The 13980-nt window shown below is 68.4% G+C and carries 14 protein-coding genes; 8 read left to right on the forward strand and 6 right to left on the reverse strand.

Annotated elements, in window-relative coordinates; translation table 11 throughout:
* Position 1 precedes the first annotated feature (1 nt).
* Entirely contained in the window at positions 2 to 1786 is a 1785-nt protein-coding gene (locus HDR50_RS03805) for an SUMF1/EgtB/PvdO family nonheme iron enzyme (RefSeq protein ID WP_291356067.1), read from the forward strand.
* Between the two features lie 32 nt (positions 1787 to 1818).
* Positions 1819 to 3039, forward strand: coding sequence for an MFS transporter (locus HDR50_RS03810; RefSeq protein WP_291356069.1), 1221 nt, complete (start codon positions 1819 to 1821; stop codon positions 3037 to 3039).
* A 9-nt stretch (positions 3040 to 3048) separates the two neighbouring features.
* On the opposite strand, the gene HDR50_RS03815 is transcribed toward HDR50_RS03810, so the two are convergent.
* The 3 genes from HDR50_RS03815 to HDR50_RS03825 all read right to left on the reverse strand — a co-directional run bounded on the left by HDR50_RS03815 (position 3049) and on the right by HDR50_RS03825 (position 5624).
* Positions 3049 to 4296 (reverse strand): mechanosensitive ion channel family protein, encoded by a 1248-nt coding sequence (locus HDR50_RS03815; protein ID WP_291356071.1) that lies wholly within the window; start codon positions 4294 to 4296, stop codon positions 3049 to 3051.
* Between the two features lie 124 nt (positions 4297 to 4420).
* On the reverse strand, positions 4421 to 4798 hold the full coding sequence (locus HDR50_RS03820; RefSeq protein WP_291356073.1) for a carboxymuconolactone decarboxylase family protein: 378 nt from the start codon (positions 4796 to 4798) through the stop codon (positions 4421 to 4423).
* Positions 4799 to 4811: 13 nt separating this feature from the next.
* Positions 4812 to 5624, reverse strand: coding sequence for a hypothetical protein (locus HDR50_RS03825; protein ID WP_291356075.1), 813 nt, complete (start codon positions 5622 to 5624; stop codon positions 4812 to 4814).
* A gap of 75 nt (positions 5625 to 5699) precedes the next feature.
* Between HDR50_RS03825 and HDR50_RS03830 the strand changes: the two genes are divergently transcribed.
* From HDR50_RS03830 to HDR50_RS03855, 6 genes are all read left to right on the forward strand, one after another.
* Positions 5700 to 6671: a LysR family transcriptional regulator gene (locus HDR50_RS03830; RefSeq protein WP_291356077.1), complete on the forward strand. Its 972-nt coding sequence runs from the start codon at positions 5700 to 5702 to the stop codon at positions 6669 to 6671.
* A 98-nt stretch (positions 6672 to 6769) separates the two neighbouring features.
* Positions 6770 to 7900 carry a branched-chain amino acid ABC transporter substrate-binding protein gene (locus HDR50_RS03835; protein ID WP_291356078.1) on the forward strand — a complete coding sequence of 377 codons (1131 nt, stop codon included), beginning with the start codon at positions 6770 to 6772 and terminating at the stop codon, positions 7898 to 7900.
* 147 nt (positions 7901 to 8047) lie between these two features.
* Positions 8048 to 8953: a branched-chain amino acid ABC transporter permease gene (locus tag HDR50_RS03840; RefSeq protein WP_291356079.1), complete on the forward strand. Its 906-nt coding sequence runs from the start codon at positions 8048 to 8050 to the stop codon at positions 8951 to 8953.
* On the forward strand, positions 8950 to 9897 hold the full coding sequence (locus HDR50_RS03845; RefSeq protein ID WP_291356081.1) for a branched-chain amino acid ABC transporter permease: 948 nt from the start codon (positions 8950 to 8952) through the stop codon (positions 9895 to 9897). Before HDR50_RS03840 ends, HDR50_RS03845 begins: the two co-directional genes overlap by 4 nt.
* On the forward strand, positions 9894 to 10664 hold the full coding sequence (locus HDR50_RS03850; RefSeq protein WP_291356083.1) for an ABC transporter ATP-binding protein: 771 nt from the start codon (positions 9894 to 9896) through the stop codon (positions 10662 to 10664). The genes HDR50_RS03845 and HDR50_RS03850 overlap by 4 nt, the downstream gene beginning before the upstream one ends.
* Before the next feature lies 1 nt (position 10665).
* Complete coding sequence (locus HDR50_RS03855; RefSeq protein WP_291356085.1) at positions 10666 to 11376, forward strand: ABC transporter ATP-binding protein; 711 nt, start codon at positions 10666 to 10668, stop codon at positions 11374 to 11376.
* Positions 11377 to 11514: 138 nt separating this feature from the next.
* Here the strand turns inward: HDR50_RS03855 and HDR50_RS03860 are convergent, their stop codons facing one another.
* From HDR50_RS03860 to HDR50_RS03870, 3 genes are all read right to left on the reverse strand, one after another.
* Positions 11515 to 11937 carry a YbjQ family protein gene (locus HDR50_RS03860; protein WP_165078232.1) on the reverse strand — a complete coding sequence of 141 codons (423 nt, stop codon included), beginning with the start codon at positions 11935 to 11937 and terminating at the stop codon, positions 11515 to 11517.
* Positions 11938 to 12243: 306 nt separating this feature from the next.
* A complete protein-coding gene (locus HDR50_RS03865) occupies positions 12244 to 13347 on the reverse strand; it encodes a hypothetical protein (protein ID WP_291356088.1) in 1104 nt (367 codons plus the stop codon).
* The gene (locus HDR50_RS03870) at positions 13340 to 13975 is read right to left on the reverse strand and encodes an HAD family hydrolase (RefSeq protein ID WP_291356090.1); all 636 of its coding nucleotides are present in this window, start codon (positions 13973 to 13975) and stop codon (positions 13340 to 13342) included. The genes HDR50_RS03865 and HDR50_RS03870 overlap by 8 nt, the downstream gene beginning before the upstream one ends.
* Between the last annotated feature and the right edge of the window lie 5 nt (positions 13976 to 13980).

A 13980-nucleotide genomic window follows, 5' to 3' on the forward strand; every position in this document is an offset into this window, starting at 1 on the left:
CATGTCCGCGCCCGACTTCTCCCCGCGCCACGGCGCGCGCTTCCGCCGCGCCCTCGCCCTGCTCCTGCCCCTGCTCCTGCTCCTGCTGGCCCCGCAGGCGGCGCTCGCCGCCTTCACCTCGGCCCATGACGGCGTTGCCGTGGAGAGCGCCTGGAACCCGGCGCCGGCCAGAGACGACATCGTGCTGCCCATGCCCTGCGGCTTTTCCCTTACCCTGCGCGCCGTGGCCGTGCCCGCGGGCGGCCTCATCAAGGACAGGACCTTCTCCATGGGCGTGGTCAACGCGGCCGACGGCGAGCGCCAGATCTACGAACGCCAGTTCGACGGCCACATCGCCGCGCCCTTCACCGAAGGCGACCTCCCCGCTGGCTGGAAGGGCGCCGTGGCAGGAGGGGCAAAAAAAAACGGCGCCGACACCTATTATTTCATCGGCAAGTACGAGATCTCGCGCCTCCAGTGGGACGCGGTGATGCGCGCCGTGAACGACGACGGCATCGTGGACGAAGCCGCCTGCCCGGTGAAGGGCGCCACCGCGCCGGCCGGCGCCAATCTGCCACAGGGCGGCGTCTCGTGGTTCGACGCGCAGCAGTTCCTCCAGAAATACAATGCCTGGCTCGTGCGCGAGCACCCGGAGAGCCTGCCGCACTTCGCGGGCACCAAAAACGTGGGTTTTTTGCGCCTGCCCACCGAGGAGGAATGGGAATTCGCGGCGCGTGGCGGCGCCGGCGTGGCCCCGGAATGGTGGGCCGACAAGGATGTGTTCCCGCTCGCGGAGGGCAAGGCGCTCAAGGATTATGGCGTCTTTTCGGGGGAGACGGCGCTTTCCGGGCCCGCGCCTATCGGCTCGCGCCACGCCAACCCCCTTGGCCTGCACGACACGCTCGGCAATGTGCGCGAAATGACGGACGGCTTCTTCCGCCTGTCCATCGCCGACATGCAGGGCGGCATGGTGCGCCACCGGCTGCACGGGGCGGCTGGCGGCGTGCTCGTCAAGGGCGGGGGCTTCCGCAGCGACGAGGCCGGGGTGGCGCCCGGGCGGCGCGACGAGGTGCCGCTGTACACGGCTTCGGGCCCTAGCCGGCCCGAAGATTTGGGGCTGCGCCTCGTGCTCTCGGGCATCAATATCCCCAATGCCGAGCGGCTTGAAACCCTGCGCAAGGAGGAACGCGCGCCCGCGCCCACGCCCGGGGCCGTGAAGCCGGGGCGCACGCCGCTGGAGGCCGTGGAGGCCCTGGCGGCCACGGCGCCGGCCCTCAAGCCGCAGCTCGACCAGTTGCGCGCCATGCTGGAAGACCAGGAGAGCGCGGGCCAGCGCGAGCGCGCCGCCACGCTGGAGCATGAGTTCCGCTCCCTGCTCTACCAGGCCGAGACCCTGCGCGCCTTCGCCTTTCGCTACAGCGCGGCGCACAAGCAGGAGGAAAAGATCCGCGAGATGCTGAAAAAGCCCGCGGACGCGGCCACAAAAAAGCAGCTTGAAAAGCTCAGGGCCGAGGTGGCCGGCGACCTCAAGGACTATCTCGAATCCCTGCGCATGGGCGCGGGCTATTACAAGACGAGCCTCGCCCTCGTGGGCGCCGCCCCGAAAGACGAGACCGAACGCCTCGCCGCGCAGGCCCGGCGCGAATACGGGGGAGCAGGCGTGTTCAACACGCACATGACCCAGAATATCGGCGTGCTCGAAAAATGGCTGACCCAGACCCGCGCCAGGGGCGCCGCGTCCCTGAGCGTCAGGGACATCCTCAAGGGCATCCTGCCCGAGCAGCATTACAAGGTGCTTCCGCTCTAGCGGCGGAAAACCACAACATTCTCACGGACACCATGTTTTACGGCTGGAAACTCGGCGCCCTCACCATGGGCTGCAACTTCATGCTTCAGGGCAGCGCCCTCTACTGCATGAACGCCTTTATGGAACCGCTCTGCGAGCTCAACGGCTGGACGCGCGCCGGCCTCAACCTGAGCATGGGCGTGGCCTCGCTCATGGGGCAGCTCGCCATGCCGCTGGCCGCGGCCGTTTCCGCGCGGCGCTCCCTGCGACTGCTCACCACGCTGGGCGCGCTCGTGGGCGGGGCCGCCACGCTCGGCATGGGCCTAACCACCAACCTCGCGCTCTTCACGCTCTCTTTCATCCTCGTCTGGGTGTGCAGCCAGTTTTGCGGCGGCGTGGTGGGCAATGCGCTCATCAGCCGCTGGTTCCGCCATTTTCAGGGCCGCGCCTTCGGCCTCGCCAATGCCGGCACCTCGCTTTCAGGCGTCATCCTGCCCTTTTTCTGCATGCTGCTCATCCACAGCTTCGGGGTGACGGCGGCGTATACGGCGCTCGGCGTGCTCACCTGCCTTTTGGCGCCGCTCTCGTGGAGGCTCGTGCGCGACGAGCCCCAAGCCCTCGGGCTGCACCCGGACGGCCGGCGCCATGAGCCGCATGCGCCCAAGGCGAAGCCGGTCAACACCTCCTTCACCGCACTGGCCCATTCGCGCCCGGCGTGGTTCGTGGGCGCGGCCTTCGGGCTCGCGCTCATGACCGGCTCGGCCTTCATGAGCCAGATGAAGCCGCGCTTTGCGGACCTCGGGCTCGAGGCGTGGCCGGCCATGCTGCTCGCCTGCCTTTCCGCGCTGTTCGCGGCGCTGGCCAAGTATGCCTGGGGCTGGGTGAGCGACCGCACAACGCCCCTCACCGCCTCCAGGCTCATCATGGCCCTGAGCGCGGCCAGCGTGGCGCTCTTGGCGCTGCCGCCAACGCTCCCAAGCCTCGTTGTGTTCAGCATGGCCTTCGGCGGCTGCATCGGTGGCCTGTGGGCGGTGCTGCCCGCGGTGGTGGCCTGGTATTTCGGCAGCCGCAACTTCCTCGCGGCCTACAAGTTCATCTCGCTGTTCATCATCCTGCGCTGCGCGGGCTTTCCGGTGGTGGCGCTCTCGCACGACCTCTTGGGCAGCTACGCGCTGGCCGACGCCTTTTTCGGGGCGGCCCTGCTCACCGCGCTGGTGCTCACCTTCCTGCTGCGGCCCGGCGATGCCGTGGAGAACACGCATCACCGCCGCTGAGGCCACGCACTAGGAGGCCGAGCCGGAGCCCGGGGCGGCCTTCGCTCCGGCCTGGGCGGCCTGTTCGGCCTTGGCCGCCGCCACGGGCGTCGTCGTTTGCGGCGCAGGCGGCGTCGGGCCCAGAAGGCCGCCAGGCTGGTCGGTCATGAACATGTGTGTGGTGGGATAGGCCCCGAGGACATGCTCGTCGTTCAGCTTCTGCTGAATGGCGAGGTTGACATCCGAACGTGTCATCTGGAAGCTCCTGATGTCAGGCTCGTGGACGACATAGATGAGCTGGAACATGTAGTTGGCCGAGCCGAAACTGAGCATGCAGGCCCGGTCGAAACTGCACGTGGGGAAGGCCTCCACCGCCTCGCGCAGCATGTCGGGCACGCGCTTCACCACGTCGAGCGGCATCTCGAAGGCCACGCCCAGCTCCAGCACCACCGGGCGCTCGCTCACACTGCCGAGATTGACAATGGTGTTCGTCGTCATCTCGGAATTGGCGCAGACGATGAGGTCGCCCTCGAGGCTGCGCAGGTGCGTCGTCTTGGGGCCCATGTATTCCACATCGCCGGCCTTGCCGCTCTTGAGCTCCACATGGTCGCCGATGCGGAAGGGCTTGTCGAGCAGGATGACGATATAGCTGAAAAAGTCCTCAAGGATGGCCTTGCCCGCCAGGCCCACAGCCACGCCCATGATGCCGAGGCCGGCCACGATGGAGGAGACGCGGAAGCCCAGGTTGTCGAGCAGGAAGGTCAGGCCCATGGCCCAGATAAGGCCCGTGACGATGGGCATGAGCGAGCGGCTTTGCGAGGTCTTGAGCGTCTCGCCGTGGCGGCGCATGTAGATATCGAGGTTGAAGGGCACGATGGCGGCCACCAACGCGATGGCGATGACCGTGCACACGATATTGAAGATGGTGGCGAGCGCGTTGGCATAGACCGGCGCGAGCACCAGCATCCGCGCGCCCCAGGAAATGATGCCCACATAGAAGAGCCGCTTGAGGTGCAGCATGACGCGCTCGTACATGCTGAAATCCATGGGCTCGACCGGGGCCTCCCCCGATTTGCCGCCAGAACCGCTCGCCTGCTCGTACTTGCGCTCCATGAAGGCCTCGAACTTGCGCTGGACCCACGGCCACAGCACGCGCACGGCCCCCAGCGCGAGGCACACGATGCCGAAGATGCAGGCGAGCCTGAGCGGCGGGTTCTGGTGCAGGAACTGCCGGTAATCGAAATATTCGAGCAGGATTTTCCAGGTCTCGGGGTTCATCCTCGGCCTCCTCGGGGTGGCTGTCGCCGCGACCACGGCAACGTGCAGTATGCCGCATTTCGGTCCGCGGCGCCAGTGGCGGCCGGGGGCGGAGCGCGCCCGGGCGGACGCGCCCGTTGCCCGGTCAGGACTCCTCAGCCGCAAAGACCTCCTGCGCGGCAAAGAGGCCGTTGAGCGCCGCCGGGAAGCCCGCATAGACGGCCATCTGCATGCAGACCTCGATAAGCTCCGCGCGCGTGCAGCCCACGCGCAGCGCCGCCGCGAGATGCACCAGAAGCTGCGGCCGGGCATTGCCGAGGGCGGTCAGGGCGGCCACGGTGATGAGCTCGCGGCTCTTGAGGTCGAGGCCGGGGCGGCCCATGATGTCCCCGAAGGGGAATTCCACGAGATAGCGGGCAAAGTCCGGCGCGATGCCGGCGAGGCGCCGAACCACGGCCTCGCCGCCACAGCCGTCGATGCGTTCTAAAAGGGCGAGGCCCCGTGCATAGCGTTCGTTTTCCATGCTTTCCTCCCTTTTAAAATCCTTCCCGCGGGAGCGCCCGCACCGTGCCGTCGCCCCATGTGGCCACGAGGATGCGGCCGTCGGGTGCGCGGGCGAGCCCCACGGGCGAGGCAAGGCCGGAGGCGAGCACGGTGGCCTGCCCCTCCCTGCCCAGCCGGGCCACACCGCCGCCATTGTCCGCCACGAGCACGCTGTCACGCCCCGCGGCAAGGATACCCACGCCGGGCCGCACGAGGCCGGCGGCCGCGGCCGGGAGGGAGCGCACGGCCCCGTCGGGCGCCACCATGTCCACGCTGCCGCCATAGCAGCTCACGGCGACGCCGCCGTCCGCAAGACGCGTCACGCCTACGGGCAGCCGGTGCCCGGATGACACCACTTCCCGCGTGCCGTCCGGGCTGATGCGCACGAGCTCGCCGGCATTGCGGTTGGCCGCGAGCAGGCCGGTCTCCTGGCTCCAGAAAAGCCCGGTAGGCGCGGAAAGCCCGGCCGCGAGCACGCGCAAGCCCTGTTCCGGCGTCCAGGCATAGATGCGGCCGTCGGCATAGCCCGCGGCCCAAAGCGTACCGTCCGCGTCGAAGGCGAGCCCGGCGGGCTGCCCGATGCCCGCGACGATTTCCGCGCGCCTTCCGTTTCCATCGAGGCGCACGATGCGGTCCGCGCCCCATTCCGCCACCCAGAGCCGGCCCTGCGCGTCATGGGCCATGCCCACGGGCGCGGAAAGGCCGGACGCCACGATTTCCCCGCCGGGTTCGGTCCCGGCAGTCCACGCCGGGCGCGACGCAAGCATGCTGAGCAGGAGCAGACCCGCCAATGTCACTTTTTTCATAAAGACCTCCTTGCGCTCAGGCATAGCGCCCGGGGCCGGCTTTGCCCCTTGCTCTTTTTGTGATACCTCCAAGGCATGACAACGCCCGCCAGCCGCTCCCCATGGCCCCTTGGCCCGCGCGAATTCCACTGGCTCTGGTATTTCGCGGTCATCGCCGAGGAGCGCAGCCTGCGCCGCGCCGCCGAGCGCCTCTTCCTGTCCGAGCCGCCCTTGAGCCGCCAGTTGCGCGCGCTCGAAGACCGGCTGGGCTTCGCCCTCTTTCACCGCCATTCGCGCGGCCTTGCACTTACGGCGGAAGGCGAGCGCGTGCTCGCGGCCGTGCGGCCCCTGCTCGACCTTCAGGAGCGCGTCTTCGGAGAGCTTGCACAGCTCTCCGCCCCTGCGCCGGTGACGGCCCTCGGCCTCACCACCGCAGTGGAGCAAGGGGTCTTTTCCGCGCTGGAAGAGGAACTGCGGGCGGCCGCGGGCGCGTCCCTGCGCCTTGTGCGCGCGCCCTCGCCGCGCCTTCTGCGCGATGTGCTGTGTGGCCGGCTGGACGCGGCCGTGGTGGCGCTGCCGCTGGAAATCCCGGCGCCGCCCGAGGGCTTTTCCGTGACGCCGCTCGGCCATGCGGAACAGCTCCTCGCGGTGCTGCCCGAAGGCTGGCCTGTGTGCCGCGGCCTCAGGGAGGGCCGTGGCCTCAGCCTGCGGGAGCTTTCCGGCCTGCCGCTCTTCTGGTTCCGCCGCGAGGAAAATCCCGCCTGGTTCGACCATGTGCTCGGCGTGTTCCGGCTGGCCGGCTTCGCGCCGCGCCTCCTCGAGGAGGCGCCCGAGCATGATGTGCTGCTCGCGCGCATCGCCCGCGGCGAGGCCATGGGGCTTTTCCCCGCGTCCTTTGCGGCCATCCGGCGCGAGGGCGTGCGCTTTGCGCCCCTCGAGGAGGGGCCGCTGCTCACCTTGCGGCTCGGCCTTGTGGCCGATGGCCGCAGCTTCCGCCCCGGCGCCCTGGGCGAAGCCGTCTTCCGCTGCCTCGGCCGTGGCGCAAACCCCGCGCCCCCGGCTTCCTGAAATCCGGCGTCCCTTGCCCCGCCGTGGGGGCTTTTGCTTTGTCGCGTTTTGCGGTAAGCTGCCGCCACTTCATTCACTTGCCGCATCGGGGGACCCGCATGAACAGAGTTTTCGGCCTTGTGGGCGCGCTGGCGCTCGCGCTTCTGCCTGTGCTTTCCGCGCAGCCCGCCTCGTGCGGCGAGATCAAGATCGGCCTCATGTGCCCGCTCACGGGCAAGTGGGCCTCCGAAGGGCAGGACATGAAGAATATCGTGAGCCTGCTCGTGGACGAGACCAACGCCAAAGGCGGCATCAACGGCGATACCGTGCGCCTCGTGGTGGAGGACGACGCCGGCGACCCGCGCACGGCCGCGCTCGCCGCGCAGAAGCTGGCCAGCGCCGGCGTGGCCGCGGTCATCGGCACCTATGGCTCGGCGGTGACCGAAGCGAGCCAGAACATCTTCGACGAAGCGGGCCTCGTGCAGATCGGCACCGGCTCCACCAGCGTGCGCCTGACGGAAAAGGGCCTCGAGCGCTTCTTCCGCACCTGCCCCCGCGACGACGCCCAGGGCAAGTCGGCCGCAGCCGCCATTGAAAAGGGCGGCTACAAGGCCGTGGCCCTGCTCCACGACAATTCCTCCTATGCCAAGGGCCTTGCGGAGGAGAGCCGCGCCGCGCTCGAAAAGGCCGGCGTCAAGGTCATCTTCTTCGACGCGCTCACCCCGGGCGAGCGCGACTACACGGCCATCCTCACCAAGCTCAAGGCCGCGAATCCCGACCTTGTGTTCTTCACGGGCTACTATCCCGAGACAGGCATGCTGCTGCGCCAGAAAAAGGAAATGTCGTGGAACGTGCCCATGATGGGCGGCGACGCGGCCAACCACCAGGATCTCGTCAAGATCGCCGGGCCCGAGGCAGCGGCCGGCTATTTCTTCATCAGCCCGCCCCTGCCGCAGGACATGGACACCCAGGAAGCCAGGGATTTTCTCGCCGCCTACAAGGCGAAGTATAACAGCGTGCCGGTTTCGGTGTGGGCGGTGCTCGCGGGCGACTCCTACAAGGCCATCGAGGCGGCGCTCGCCGCCGGCAAGGCCGACCCGGAGGCCATGGCCGCGTGGCTCAAGGAGCTCAAGGACCTGCCCGGCCTTTCCGGCAGCCTCGGCTTTGACGCCAAGGGCGACCGCGTGGGCGAATTTTACCGCACCTATGTGGTGAACAACGAGGGCGCCTTCGAGCTGCAACCCCGCTAGGCTCCGGCGGATGGCCCCGGGATGGCGCCCCGCCGCCCGGGCGGCGCGCGACAGCCTGGGGCCGGCGCGCGACAACCGCGTGGATCTGTTTCAGGCCCGGTGCGTCGTGACGCGGCACACCGGGCACAAGGATTTCGGCGCGCAGGCATGGAACAGTTTTTCCAGCAGCTTCTCAACGGTCTGGCCGTGGGCGGCATCTACGCCTTGGTGGCCCTGGGTTACACCATGGTTTATGGCGTGCTCAAGCTCATCAATTTCGCCCACGGCGACCTGTTCACCATCGGGGCCTATCTCGGCCTCACCCTGCTCGTCAGCGGCAAGCTCGCGGGCGTGCTGCCCCCGGCCGTGGCCGTGCTCGCCGTCTTTGTCATGGTGGGGCTGCTCGTGGCGCTCATCGGCGTATTGCTCGAACGCGCGGCCTACCGCCCCCTGCGCGGCGCCAACCGGCTCTCGGCCGTGGTGTCCGCGCTGGGGGCCTCCATCTTTTTTGAAAACGCCATCATGCTCATCTACGGGGCGCGCGTCTACGTCTATCCCGACTTCCTGCGCCCGGACTTCACGGTCAATCTCTTCGGCGTGAGCGTGCCCGGCGTGCGCCTGCTCATCCTCGGGGCCAGCGTGGCGCTCATGCTGGCGCTCTCGGCCTTCATCCAGCGCACGCGCATGGGCGCGGCCATCCGCGCCACGGCCATCGACCCCGGGGCCGCGCGTCTCATGGGCATCAATGTGGACCGGGTCATCGCGCTCGTCTTCCTCATCGGGCCGGGGCTCGGCGGCATGGCCGGGCTCATGGTGGGCATCTATTACGGCCAGATAGACTTCACCATGGGCTGGTCCTACGGGCTCAAGGCCTTCACCGCCGCCATCCTCGGCGGCATCGGCAATATCCCCGGGGCCATGCTCGGCGGGCTCCTCCTCGGCGTCACCGAGGCGCTCGCCGCCGGCTATGTGGCCATGGCCTGGAAGGACGCCGTGGCCTTTCTCGTGCTCATCCTCATCCTCATCATCCGCCCCACGGGCATCCTGGGCGAGCGTACGGCGGACAAGCTATGAGCCGCACGCCGCTCTATGTGGCGCTGGCCGTGGTCATCGCGGGCCTGCCGCTCGTCTGCAACGCCTACTGGACGGATGTCTGCGTGATGATCGGGCTCTATGCCCTGCTGTCGCTCTCGCTCAATGTGATGCTCGGGCAGGCCGGCATCTTCAACATGGGGCACGCGGCCTTTTTCGCCGTAGGCGCCTACACCACGGCCATCCTCAACACCGTGTGCCACTGGTCCATCTTCCTCACCATGCTGCCCGCGGGCGCGGCGGCCGGGCTCTTCGCGCTGGCCGTGGCGCGGCCCATCATCCACCTTCGGGGCGATTACCTGCTGATCGTGACCATCGGCATCGTGGAGATCGTGCGTATCGCGCTCATCAACGACGTCTTCGGCCTCACCGGCGGTGCCAACGGCATTTTCGGCATTTCGCGGCCCGTGTTCTTCGGCTTCCGCATCGTCAAGGGCATCCAGTTCTATTATCTGGTCTGGGGCATGGTGGGCGTGAGCATGCTGCTCTTTTACGGGCTGTGGCGCTCGCGTTTCGGGCGCGCGCTCAACTATATCAAGGAGGACGATGTCGCGGCCGAGGGCTGCGGCGTCAACGTCACGGGCTACAAGCTCGCCGCCTTCACCCTGGGCGCGGCCTGGGCCGGCATGGCCGGTACGGTCTATGCCGCCAAGATGCTGACCATCGCGCCGGAATCCTTCAATTTCATGGAATCGGTCATCCTCTTCGCCGTGGTCATCCTCTCCGGGGGGAGCCAGCTGGGCGTGCTCGTGAGCGTGTTCCTGTTCATCGGGCTGCCCGAGCTGTTGCGCGAGTTTTCCGAGGCGCGCATGCTCATCTTCGGCCTTGCCATGATGGTGATGATGATCTGGCGGCCGCAGGGCCTCTTGCCGCCGCTGCCCCGCCGCTACGCCATGCCGCCCCCGCAGGAGGGGGCGCGCCCATGACCCTGCTCGAACTCACGGACGTGACCAAGGTCTTCGGCGGTCTCGTGGCCGTCAATGACCTTTCCTTCAGCGTGGACGAGGGGAGCGTGGTCGGCCTCATCGGCCCCAACGGCGCGGGCAAGACCACGGTGTTCAACTGCATCACCGGCAACTACGCGCCCGAGCGCGGTAGCATCCGCTTCGCTGGGGAGGACATCACCGGGCTTCGGCCGCACCGCATCGTGGAGCTGGGCATCGCCCGCACCTTCCAGAGCATCCGGCTTTTCGGGCGCCTCCCCGTGATCGAGAACGTGCTCGCCGGGCGGCACTGCCGCATGAAGGCCGGGCTTTTCGCCTGCATGCTGCATACGCCCGGGCAACGCCGCGAGGAGCGCGCGGCCGTGGCCCGCTCCCTCGAAGAGCTCAGCTTCGTGGGCCTCACCGACCAGGCCTGCGCCATGGCGCACGCGCTTTCCTACGGCAACCAGCGCCTTTTGGAAATCGCCCGCGCGCTGGCCTCGGACCCGCGCCTGCTCATCCTCGACGAGCCGGCCGGCGGCATGAACGACCAGGAGACCGCGGCCCTTGTGGAGCTCATCCGCGCCATCCGCGGGCGCGGCATCACCATCCTGCTCATCGAGCACGACATGCGGCTTGTGATGCAGGTCTGCGAGAAACTGGTGGTGCTGGAACACGGCACGCTCATCGCCGAGGGCGAACCCGCGGCCTTGCGCGAAAACCCGGCGGTCATCGAGGCCTATCTGGGCGCCGATGACGACAGGTGGTGAGATGGCCCTGCTGACGCTTTCGGACATCCGGGTGCGCTACGGCAGCGTGGAAGCCCTGCACGGCATCGACCTCACGGTGGACGAGGGCGAGATCGTCACCATCCTCGGCGCCAACGGCGCGGGCAAGAGCACTACCCTGCTCAGCATCAGCGGCCTCGTGCGGCCCTCCTCCGGCGAGATATTGTTCGACGGCAAGCCGCTCTTGCGCCTGCCGAGCCATGAGGTGGTCGGCCTCGGCATCGCCCAGGCGCCCGAGGGCCGGCGCGTGTTCGGCGCCATGAGCGTGCTCGAGAACCTGCGCCTCGGCGCCTTCAGCATCCGGGACAAGGCGCGCAGCGAGCGCACGCTGGAGTGGATCTTCGACCTTTTCCCGCGCCTTCAGGAGCGCAAGGGCCAGCTCGCGGGCACGCTCTCGGGCGGCGAGCAGCAGATGCTCGCCATCGGCCGCGCGCTCATGGCGGAGCCGCGCCTGCTTTTGCTGGACGAGCCCTCGCTGGGCCTGGCGCCCCTGCTCGTGCGCTCCATCTTCGACACCGTGCGGGCCATCAACCAGCGCGGCGTCACCGTGCTCCTCGTGGAGCAGAACGCCCGCGCGGCCCTCAAACTGGCGACACGCGGCTATGTGCTGGAAGTGGGCCGCGTGGTGCGCGAGGACACGGCGCCGAACCTGCTGGCCGACGCCGCGGTGCGCGAGGCCTATCTCGGCGGCTGACGCCCGGGCCGCGCCATTTTTCACCCGCCACACGCGCAAAAGCGGCGTCTGCACCATACAGACGCCGCTTTTTACGGCCGGCTCTCCTTTCCGGCCGGTGGGGACCGTTGCCGAAAGCCCGGGGGAAAACTCGTTTCGCTAGATCATGTCGTCGTTGATGCGCTGGTCGCGCTCGCGGAAGCGCTGCTGGAGCATGAGGGGCAGGCTTTCCGGGTCGGCGGGGTCGTACTCGAACATCACGGCCGTGCCGTAGCAGGTGAAATACTTGCTGCCGTCGGGATGGAAGGCCACGTTCTCGTTATAGCCCACGATGGCCTGCGCGCCCTTGTTCATGGCGCGGGCGGCCATGCCGAAAAAGGCCTCTTCCGAGTCATAGCCGCGGCAGCACACGAGGCCGAGCACCTTGGCGATCTTGCGGCCTTCCACCTGATGGGTGGTCACGACCGGGAAACGCCCGGCCAGAAAGGCCTCGCGCACGCGCGAGTCGGCCGCGGGCGCGGTGTTCTGCTGCTTCTCGGCCTTGCGGGCCTTTTTGTCGTTACCGCCGAGCAAGAAAAACATGGCAACCTCCCAAAACGATCTTCCGGTCTCTTCCGGCTTGCTTTCGCCGGATGCCCCGGCAAACGTATTTTTCTTGAGTGCGCCCGGCGTTGCCCCCAGGCCGCGCCGTGCGTTGCCCGAGGTATTGCAAAGAGCTTGCCAGAATTACAAGTAATTGATTTAGCAGGGCATCATCAAAGACGAAAGGGACGGCAACGCGCTGCAGGCTGCAAAAAACTCCGGCCCTGTCGGAAAGCTGACAGGGCCGGAGTACGGGAAAAGGCACGAGGGGACGGCGGCCGCCTGAGCGGGGAGTGCGAGCGCGCCTCAGCGCGTGCGCAGGCCGTTGGCCTCGCGCACAAAGGCATTATAGGCCGCGCGGCTGCGCAACGCCGCCACATTGAGCTCGCGCCGCTGCGGCGGGTAAAAGCCCTCGGCGAGCCCCCGCCCCAGCGCGTCGGCATAGGCCTGCGCCTCCTTGAGGAAGGCGCGGTACTGCCGCTCGAGCTGCGGGGCCGCGGCAAAGGGCGGCTTGCCCGCTTCGGCGATGCGGTTTGCAAGCTCCGTATGGATATGCTCAAGCGAGGTGCGCGCCGCGGCTTCCAGGGTGGCTGCGGCCTCGCTTGCCTGCTTCTCCGCGGCTGCGCCCTTGGCCGCAACTTCGCCCGCGGCCGCGGCGTCTTCCGCGCCCAGAAGCTCCGCCGCCCGCCCGAAGCCGGCGAAGATGGCACCTGCGGCCTCGATCTGCCGTTGCAGCGGGTGCCCGCGCAGGAGCGCGGCCTCGGCCTCGGCGGCGCGGGCCTCAACGATTTCCAGCCAGGACTTGCGGGCGGCCATGAACTCGGCGTGGTCCGCGTCCAGCTTGGCCGCCAGCGCCTTGCCCTTGGCGCCGTCGTCACGGATGCGGCTGTCGGCCACATAGTCTTCCAGCGCCTTGTACTTGCCGAGCAGGCTGTCCAGCGCCTTGTCCATGCCGGCCAGCGCGGCGGTGAGCTTCGCCGCCTCCGCCTCGCTGAAGAGGCCGGCCTTGGGCTTGAGCCGCGCTTTCGCCGCCTCCCTACCGCCCACATTCCTGGGGCGCCCCGGCAACTGCCAGGTTTTGAGGTAGAAGCGCGCATTGGCGTAGAGCGCTTCAGGCAGCGCATAATAGCCGGTCTCCAGCGCGTTCATGGCCGTATTGTGGAAGTCGAGCGCGGCCTCGGCGCGGGCGCGTTCTTCGGCGGTCAGTTCCGGCCCGGGGGCGGGCACCGCTTCCGGCGCGGCCTTCGTGACGGCCGGGGGAGCGGGCGCCTTGCCTGCGGCGCTTTGCGCCGTCTTTTGGGCGCCCTTCTCCCCGCCCTTCTCCTCGTCCGCACCGCAGGCGCAGAGGGCCGCAGCCAGCAGCACACACAGCGCGAGCGCGAGGCCGCGGAGGCATCGCGGCTCAGACATGGTCTTCGATCCAGGCATTGAGCCCCCTCAGATCCGGCCCCCAGGGGAAGGGGCCGCCCTTGAGTTCCGGGCCCACGCCATAGAAGCGCGTGCCCACCTGTTCGGCGGCGTCGCGGTCGGTCACGGCGTCGCCCACCATGAGGGCCGCCTCGGGCGCGACGCCCGCGCCGTTCACGATGCGCGCCAGAAGCTCGGCCTTGGCCGGCGGCGAGCCGTGGATGCCGGTGAACATGTCGGCGAGGCCGCGCTCGGCGAGCACGGCGCGGACTTCCTCCTCCGGCGCGCCGGAACAGACATAGAGCGGCAGGCGGCCGCGCCACGTTTCCAGCACTTCGATGGCACCCGGGATGAGCGCGCAGCGGCGCACCTCATCCAGCGCGTAGTCCGCGAAGCGGCGCCCCCATTCTTCCGATTCTTCCGGCGTGATCTCCCGGCCAAGCACCTCCCGGAAAAACCAGGCGAACTTGCGATAGCGGCTCACGCCGCCATGCACCGTATGGTACATGACGAAGCGGTCGCGCGCCTCGGGCCCGAAGGGCTCGGCCAGGCGGGCGAAGGCCCGCGTCTTGACAGGCACGCTGTCGAGGATGACGCCGTCGCAGTCAAAAACCAGACATTCCAGCTTCATGTCCC

It is taken from the genome of Desulfovibrio sp., from assembly GCF_014803725.1.
GTDB lineage: Bacteria > Desulfobacterota > Desulfovibrionia > Desulfovibrionales > Desulfovibrionaceae > Desulfovibrio.

What these genes read in the sequence shown, in the direction of transcription:
- HDR50_RS03805 (WP_291356067.1), top strand. Translation starts at nt 2, where the DNA reads ATGTCCGCGCCCGACTTCTCCCCGCGCCACGGCGCGCGCTTCCGCCGC.
- HDR50_RS03810 (WP_291356069.1), top strand. Translation starts at nt 1,819, where the DNA reads ATGTTTTACGGCTGGAAACTCGGCGCCCTCACCATGGGCTGCAACTTC.
- HDR50_RS03815 (WP_291356071.1), bottom strand. Translation starts at nt 4,296, where the DNA reads ATGAACCCCGAGACCTGGAAAATCCTGCTCGAATATTTCGATTACCGG.
- HDR50_RS03820 (WP_291356073.1), bottom strand. Translation starts at nt 4,798, where the DNA reads ATGGAAAACGAACGCTATGCACGGGGCCTCGCCCTTTTAGAACGCATC.
- HDR50_RS03825 (WP_291356075.1), bottom strand. Translation starts at nt 5,624, where the DNA reads ATGAAAAAAGTGACATTGGCGGGTCTGCTCCTGCTCAGCATGCTTGCG.
- HDR50_RS03830 (WP_291356077.1), top strand. Translation starts at nt 5,700, where the DNA reads ATGACAACGCCCGCCAGCCGCTCCCCATGGCCCCTTGGCCCGCGCGAA.
- HDR50_RS03835 (WP_291356078.1), top strand. Translation starts at nt 6,770, where the DNA reads ATGAACAGAGTTTTCGGCCTTGTGGGCGCGCTGGCGCTCGCGCTTCTG.
- HDR50_RS03840 (WP_291356079.1), top strand. Translation starts at nt 8,048, where the DNA reads ATGGAACAGTTTTTCCAGCAGCTTCTCAACGGTCTGGCCGTGGGCGGC.
- HDR50_RS03845 (WP_291356081.1), top strand. Translation starts at nt 8,950, where the DNA reads ATGAGCCGCACGCCGCTCTATGTGGCGCTGGCCGTGGTCATCGCGGGC.
- HDR50_RS03850 (WP_291356083.1), top strand. Translation starts at nt 9,894, where the DNA reads ATGACCCTGCTCGAACTCACGGACGTGACCAAGGTCTTCGGCGGTCTC.
- HDR50_RS03855 (WP_291356085.1), top strand. Translation starts at nt 10,666, where the DNA reads ATGGCCCTGCTGACGCTTTCGGACATCCGGGTGCGCTACGGCAGCGTG.
- HDR50_RS03860 (WP_165078232.1), bottom strand. Translation starts at nt 11,937, where the DNA reads ATGTTTTTCTTGCTCGGCGGTAACGACAAAAAGGCCCGCAAGGCCGAG.
- HDR50_RS03865 (WP_291356088.1), bottom strand. Translation starts at nt 13,347, where the DNA reads ATGTCTGAGCCGCGATGCCTCCGCGGCCTCGCGCTCGCGCTGTGTGTG.
- HDR50_RS03870 (WP_291356090.1), bottom strand. Translation starts at nt 13,975, where the DNA reads ATGAAGCTGGAATGTCTGGTTTTTGACTGCGACGGCGTCATCCTCGAC.